The sequence below is a fragment of the Pseudomonas sp. B10(2017) genome (assembly GCF_002113295.1).
GTDB lineage: Bacteria > Pseudomonadota > Gammaproteobacteria > Pseudomonadales > Pseudomonadaceae > Aquipseudomonas > Aquipseudomonas pudica.
Genome location: NZ_NEJU01000042.1, coordinates 1 through 6,842, shown reverse-complemented (window position 1 = coordinate 6,842; position 6,842 = coordinate 1). Strand labels below are relative to the sequence as shown.

General features: G+C 64.1%; 2 protein-coding genes. Both read left to right on the top strand.

The window, feature by feature from the left end; all coding sequences use genetic code 11:
* Positions 1–4,771, top strand: a 4,771-nt coding sequence (locus tag CAF92_RS26165) for a non-ribosomal peptide synthetase (protein ID WP_143516237.1), incomplete at its 5' end; no start/stop codon positions are given.
* 1 nt (position 4,772) lies between these two features.
* Positions 4,773–6,842, top strand: a 2,070-nt coding sequence (locus CAF92_RS26160; protein ID WP_143516236.1) for a condensation domain-containing protein, incomplete at its 3' end; no start/stop codon positions are given.

Here is a 6,842-nt window from a genome sequence, read left to right as displayed (position 1 = left end):
GCAGATTGCGGCGATCTGGGCGGATGTGCTGAAGCTGGAGAAGGTCGGCCTGACCGACAACTTCTTCGAGCTGGGCGGCGATTCGATCATTTCGTTGCAGGTGGTCAGCCGTGCGCGCCAGGTGGATATCCAGTTCACGCCCAAGGACCTGTTCGAGGCCCAGACGGTGCAGGCACTGGCCCGGCTCGCCAATCGCGGCGACAGTGTATCGATCGATCAGGGTGCGGTAACGGGCGTGACGCCGCTCACGCCCATTCAGCACTGGTTCTTCGAGCAGCCCGTTGTCGTGCGCCATCACTGGAACCAGTCGGTGCTGCTCACGCCAGGTGAAACGCTGGCCCCGGCGACGCTCGATGCGGCATTGCAGGCATTGCTCGAACATCACGATGCCCTGCGTTTGCGCGTGTTCGACCATGGGGTGGGCTGGCAGGCTGAATTTGCCGATGCGGGCTACTCCCAGTTGCTGTGGCATCGGGATTTCGCCAGCGTCGAGCACTTGCAGCAAGCTGCCAGTGAAGCCCAGCGCAGCCTTGACCTCGAGCACGGGCCGTTGATGCGTGCCATGCTCGCTGTGCTGCCTGACGGTAGCCAGCGGCTGCTTTTGGTCATCCATCACCTGGCGGTAGACGGCGTGTCGTGGCGTGTGCTGCTGGAAGACCTGCAGCAGGCCTACCAGACCCTGGCTGCCGGGCAGCCACTGCAGCTTCCGGCCAAGACCACTTCGTACAAAGCCTGGGCCGAGCGTTTGCAAACCTATGCCGCTGCACCCGCATTGCAACAGGAACTGGGCTACTGGCAGGGGCAGTTGCAAGGGGCCAGCGAAATGCTGCCCTGCGACAACCCGCAAGGCAGCCGGCAACTGAAGCATGCGGCCTCTGTCAGCACGCGCCTCGACGTGGCAAGCACCCAACGGCTGTTGCAGGATTGCTCGGTGGCTTATCGCACGCAGATCAACGACCTGTTGCTGACGGCCCTGGCGCAAGCAGTTGGCCGCTGGAGCGGCCAGCCCGAAGTGCTGGTGCGCCTGGAAGGGCATGGCCGTGAAGACCTGTTCGCGGGTATCGACCTGACGCGTACGGTAGGCTGGTTCACCAGCCTGTACCCGGTAAAGTTGAGCCCGCAGGCAGACCTGGCAAGTTCGATCAAGACCATCAAGGAACAGCTGCGCGCCGTACCTGACAAAGGCCTGGGCTATGGCGTGCTGCGCTACCTCGGTGATGCCGCGAGCCGCGAGGCCCTTGCAGCATTGCCTGAAGGCCAGATCGTCTTCAACTACCTCGGGCAGTTCGACGGCAGCTTCGATGGCGAAGCAGCTCTGTTCACCCCCGCCAAGGAGAACGATGGCGCCAGGCAGGATGCCGAAGCACCGTTGGCCAGCCTGTTGACCGTCAACGGTCAGGTATATGGCGGCGAGCTACGCCTGGAGTGGACCTTCAGCCAGGACATTCATCGCCGCGAAACCATCGAACAGCTGGCCCAGGCTTACCAGCAGGCCTTGGCTGAAATCATCGAGCATTGCTGTGAGGGTAGACATCGCGGCCTGACCCCGTCCGACTTCCCGTTGACCGACCTGACCCAGGCGCAGCTCGACCAGCTGCCGGTTGCCGTGGCGCAGATCGCCGACGTCTACCCGTTGTCGCCGATGCAGCAGGGCATGCTGTTCCACAGCATCTACGAGCAAGGCAGCGGCAACTACATCAACCAGATGCGCGTGGATGTGGATGGCCTGGATGTACAAGCCTTCCGACAGGCCTGGGATGCTGCCTTGCAGGCCCACGACATCTTGCGCAGCAGCTTCATCTGGCAGGGGGACCTGGGCCAGGCGGTGCAGGTCGTGCACAAGCAGGTGACACTGCCGTTCAGCGAATATGACTGGCGTGACGAGGATGAGCTGGCGCGGGAGCTGGACAGCCTGGCGGAAGCCGACCGGCAGCGTGGCTTCGATCTGGTCGAGGCACCCTTGTTGCGCCTGGTGCTGGTGCGTACGGCGCAGGCACGTCATCACCTGATCTTCACCTGCCATCACATCCTTCTGGATGGCTGGAGCACCTCGCAGTTGCTGGGTGAGGTGTTGCAGCGTCATGCCGGTAAACCTGTGGTGGCAGCGGCGGGCAGCTACCGTGACTACATCGCCTGGTTGCAGCGCCAGGACAGGGCGGCGGCAGAGCGGTTCTGGCAGGGCCAGATGGCCAGCTTCAACGAGCCGACGCGCCTAGCCCAGGCCGTGCGCAAAGGTGAACCTGATGGCCAGGGCCATCAGGTTCATCACCAGGCATTCGGTGCAGGGCGTACCGAGCGGGTTGAAGCCTTTGCGCGTGCCCAGCGTGTCACCGTCAACACCTTGGTACAGGCTACCTGGCTGTTGCTGCTGCAGCGCTATACCGGGCAGTCGTCGGTCTGCTTCGGTGCAACGGTCGCCGGCCGGCCAGCGGAGCTGGCGGGCGTGGAGGCGCAGATCGGCTTGTTCATCAACACCCTGCCGGTGGTTGGTACACCGCAAGGCGAGCAAAGCGTTGCGCAATGGATCGGGCAGGTGCAGGCCAGCAACCTGGCCATGCGTGAATACGAACATACGCCGCTGTACGACGTGCAGCGCTGGGCCGGCCTTGGCGGTGAAGCCCTGTTCGACAGCCTGGTGGTGTTCGAAAGTTACCCGGTGTCCGAGGCCCTTCGGCAGGGCGCACCGAGTGGCTTGCAGTTTGGCCCAGTGCAGGTGCGCGAGCAGACCAACTATCCGCTGACCCTGCTGGTGAGCCTTGGCGACAGCCTGGCTATCCAGTACCGGCATGACCGTGCGCACTGGAGCAGCGAGGCAATCGAGCAGCTGGCCCATCACTTCGGTACGCTGCTTGACGCGCTGGTGAGTGACCCGTTTGCTGCACTCGGCGACCTGCCGCTGCTCGATGCCGCACAGCATCAGCGTATCGTGCAGGACTGGAACCGCACGGCGGCCAGTTACCCGGCCGACCGCTGTATCCATCAGCTGTTCGAGGCGCAGGTGGTTGCTGCGCCAGGCGCAGTTGCACTTATCCACGGCGAGCAGACGCTCACGTATGCTGCGCTCAATGTACGGGCCAACCAGCTGGCCCACAAACTGCGCGAGGCTGGCGTGGGCCCGGAGGTGCTGGTAGGTGTCGCCATGGAGCGTGGCCTGGACATGGTGGTCGCGCTGATGGCCATTCTCAAGGCGGGCGGCGCCTACGTGCCGCTCGACCCTGGCTACCCGCAGGACCGCCTGGTGTACATGCTCGAAGACAGCCAGTCGATCCTGCTGCTGTCGCAGTCGCACCTGCAGGAGCGTTTGCCGGCCAGCTTCCAGGCGCGAACGCTGCTGGTGGACCAGTTGCTGCTCGACGGCTACGAAGCGGCCGACCCGGTGTGCGTGAGCACGCCGGACAACCTGGCGTACTGCATCTACACCTCAGGTTCCACCGGCAATCCCAAGGGCGTCCAGATCGAGCATCGCAATGCCGTGGCAATGATCGGCTGGGCGCAGTCGGTGTACAGCCAGCAGGACCTGTGCGGCGTGTTGGCGTCCACATCGATCTGTTTCGACCTGTCGGTCTGGGAGCTGTTCGTGACCCTGGGCTCGGGTGGCTATGCGGTACTGGCGGCCAATGCCCTGGAGCTGCCGCACCTGCCGGCCAAAGACCAGGTACGCCTGGTCAACACGGTGCCGTCGGCCATCAAGGTCCTGCATGAAACCGGCCAGTTGCCGTCCGGTGTTCGCATCATCAACCTGGCGGGGGAGGCTCTCAAGCAGGGGCTGGTCGACGCGTTGTACGGCACTGGCCACGTGCTCAAGGTGTATGACCTGTACGGGCCTTCGGAGGACACCACCTACTCGACCTTCACCCTGCGCACCCAAGGTGGCCAGGCCAATATCGGCCGGCCGCTTTCCAACAGTGCCGCTTACCTGTTGAGCGAGGCCGTAACGCCGCTGCCGGTAGGGGTGGTAGGGGAGCTGTACATGGCGGGTGCGGGCCTGGCGCGTGGTTACCTGGCGCGCCCTGGGCTTACCGCCGAACGCTTCATCCCCGACCCGTTCGGCGGGCAGGGTGGCCGCCTGTATCGCACCGGCGACCTGGCGCGCTATGACGCCGACGGAGTCATCGAATATGCCGGGCGTATCGACCATCAGGTGAAGATTCGCGGCTTCCGTATCGAACTTGGCGAGATCGAGGCGCGCCTGCAACTACAGGACGCAGTCCGCGAAGCCGTGGTACTGGCGCTGGATGCGCCGGGCGGCAAGCAACTGCTGGGCTATGTGGTGCCAGCCGATGCAGCGTCGGTTGCCAGCGAGGAAGCCCGGGCGGCGCTGCTTGACACCCTGCGCGCCAGGCTGAAAGCCAGCCTGCCGGACTACATGGTGCCCGCGCACCTGTTGCTGTTGGAACGCCTGCCACTGACACCGAACGGCAAGCTGGACCGCAAGGCCCTGCCACAGCCTGACGGCAACCTGCGCCGGGCGGCCCATGTGGCGCCGGAAACGGAGCTGGAGCGTCGGATCGCAGCGGTATGGGCTGAAGTTCTTGGCCTGGAAAACGTATCTCTTACCGACAACTTCTTCGAGCTGGGGGGCCACTCCTTGCTGGCAACCCAGGCGGTAGCACGACTGCAGATCGAACTGGGTACGAACCTGCCACTCGCGTTGTTGTTCCAGACAGAGAACCTGCAGGCCTTTGCACAAGAGGTCGGCAGTCTCGGTACCCGAAACGACGGAGACCTGGATGAGCTCCAGGACTTCATGGCAGAGCTCGAGGCGGTTTGAGATGCACACGGACAACAGAAACGCAGACCTGGTTTATCGCTTCATCCGTCTGCCCCTGGCGCAGCAGAAGCTGTTTCTCGAAAAACTGGCGTCCAAGGGCGTCACGCTTGCGCAACTGCCCATTCCGGTAGCCAGGCACGATGTCGAACGCCCCGTGCTGTCCTATGCCCAGCAACGCCAGTGGTTTCTCTGGCAGCTGGAGCCCACCGGCTCGGCCTACAACATCCCGACCGCGCTCAGGTTCAGGGGGCAGCTTGACCTGGCAGCCCTGCAGCGCAGCTTTGCGACGCTGATCCAGCGTCATGAAGCCTTGCGCACGACCATTGCCGAGGCAGATGGCCAGCTGATGCAGGTCATCCACCCGAACCAGCCTTTCCAGCTGGCCCGCCAGGCCTTGGGGGCCGTGGAGGAGCAGGTTTTGCAGGCGCAGGTCGCGCTTGAGGTCCAGCAGCCGTTCGATCTGGTCCATGGGCCGCTGCTGCGGGTGAAACTGCTGGAACTGGCGCAGGACGAGCACGTGCTGGTGCTCACCTTGCACCATATCGTCGCCGATGGCTGGTCGATGCCCTTGCTCATCGATGAGTTGGTGCAGCTTTATGAAGGCTATAGCCAAGGTCGCGAGGTGGTGCTGGCCGAACTGCCGATCCAGTACGCCGATTATGCAATCTGGCAGCGTGCCTGGATGGACGCCGGCGAGCGTGAGCGTCAGCTGGCGTACTGGATGGCGCAGCTGGGCGACGACCATCCGGTGCTGGAACTGACCACCGACAGGCCACGCCCGGCGCTGCAAAGCTATCGCGGTGAGCGGGTCGACGTTGACCTGGGCGAGGCGTTGAGCCTGTCACTCAAACAGTTGGCGCAGCACCAGGGGGCGACACCCTTCATGCTGCTGCTGGCGAGTTTCCAGGTACTGTTGCACCGCTACTCCGGGCAGGCCGATGTGCGCGTGGGCGTGCCCATCGCCAACCGTAACCGCGTAGAGACCGAGCGGCTGATCGGCTTTTTCGTCAATACCCAGGTGATGCGAGCCGAGTTCGACACGCAACTGACCTTCACCGAGCTGTTGGCGCAAGTGCGGCAACGAGCCTTGGGCGCGCAGGTGCATCAGGACCTGCCATTCGAACAGCTGGTCGATGCCTTGCAGCCTGAACGCAGCCTGAGCCACAGCCCGTTGTTCCAGGTGATGTACAACCACCAGACCCGGGGCAAGGGCGAGCGCCGCAGCTTGCCCGGCCTGGAGGTGGAGGGCCTGCAATGGAACGTGCAGGCGGCGCAGTTCGACCTCACGCTGGACAGCTTCGAACATGAGCAGGGCATCAGCGCCACGCTGACCTTTGCAACCGACCTGTTCGATGCCTCGACCATACAGCAGATGGCGCGGCACTGGCTGAACCTGCTACATGGCATCGTCGCCAACCCAGGCCAGCGAGTGGCTGAGCTGCCATTGCTGGATGACGGGGAGCGACAGCAGATGGTGCATGGCTGGAATGCCACGCAAGCCGATTACCCAGGCGAAACCAGCATCCACCAGCTGATCGAGACCCAGGTGTTCGCCACCCCGGACGCCCCGGCGCTGGTGTTTGGCGAGCAGACCCTGAGCTATGCCGAGCTCAACCGCCGTGGCAACCAGCTGGCGCACAAGCTGCGCGAGCAGGACGTGGGCCCGGACGTGCTGGTGGGCATCGCCATGGAGCGCAGCCTGGAGATGGTCATCGGCCTGCTGGGTATCGTGAAGGCCGGTGGCGCCTATGTGCCACTGGACCCGGAATATCCCCAGGACCGCCTGAGCTACATGTTCGAGGACAGCGGCATCGCCTTGCTGCTGACCCAGTCGCACCTGCACGAAGCCCTGCCGATCCCGGCCGGCCTGCGCAGCCTGGACCTGGACACCGAGAACTTGGACGGCTACAGCGACGCCAACCCGAACATCGACGTGGCCCCGCTGAACCTCGCCTACGTGATCTACACCTCCGGCTCCACCGGTCGCCCGAAGGGCGCTGGCAACAGCCATCAGGCGCTGGTCAACCGGCTGTGCTGGATGCAGAAAGCCTACGGCCTGGATGCCAGCGAC